The 932-nt window shown below is 39.2% G+C and carries 1 protein-coding gene; it reads right to left on the reverse strand.

Going from position 1 to position 932, the window contains the following annotated elements:
* Positions 1-90 precede the first annotated feature (90 nt).
* Complete coding sequence (locus tag AB4503_RS25605) at positions 91-696, reverse strand: GNAT family N-acetyltransferase (protein WP_242441551.1); 606 nt, start codon at positions 694-696, stop codon at positions 91-93.
* Positions 697-932: the final 236 nt, after the last annotated feature.

Raw genomic sequence — 932 nt, forward strand, 5'->3', positions numbered from 1 at the left:
AAACTAACCTTTGGACAAAAGCACGTTAGAGTATGGATTCTAACGTGCCAAAATTGGATTAGAAAAAGTATCTTTAAGCCTTAAATACTGTTATGTGCGTTCGTTAAGTTTGGACGTAAGGATATGGTTTTCCCATTGTCCTGCAATTTTTAAGTACTTCCTAGCGACACCTTCTTTCTCGAAACCTAGTTTAAGCAGCACTCTTTCACTCGCTACATTATGTGGCATGTAAGTCGCCATTATTCGGTTAAGACCAACGATATCAAACATGTAACCTATCGATGCTTCGAGTATTTCGGTCATATAACCTTGACCTTCAAACTTTCTAGAAATGGAGTAACCTAAAAAGCAGGCTTGAAAAACACCGCGAGCTATACCTGTGAAACTGCAAACACCAACAATTTCGCCTGCATCTTTATCCAAAGCTACAAACTTAACTTCACTACCTTTCTCAAACGCAGACTCACTGTTTTTACACTGAGACAGCCAGTTGTCTAAAGTATAAAATTCATCTGTACGAAGTGGTGACCATGGAGCTAAATGCTCACGATTTTCGAGTTGGTATGCAAGCATATCTGAAGCATGCTTACTGGACATCACTTCAATTCGAGTCCTTGCCGTATCTATCATTTTTCCTCCGAGCACATAACGCTTATTAGTCGACAAACTGTCGTCTTTTTCTTCTATATAATGCACTCTTAACCATATTGGTTCAATTAACAATCAATAAGTTAAAGTAAGACAAGGGATACTAAGCTGCAAAATGTCGCCTAAAAACGGGAACGCTAAGTTCTCAACTCAAGTGGATAAGTTTGAATAGGTCAAACTCAGATTAACAAGATATGAATGAGTAAAAGATCTAAAACTAAATGGGGCAAAGACGTGTTTGCCGAGATCGGCGTCAGCACGTCTTTGTCGGATAGGCGACACTC

This window comes from Vibrio sp. 10N.222.55.B11 (assembly GCF_041473705.1).
Classification (GTDB): domain Bacteria; phylum Pseudomonadota; class Gammaproteobacteria; order Enterobacterales; family Vibrionaceae; genus Vibrio; species Vibrio crassostreae_C.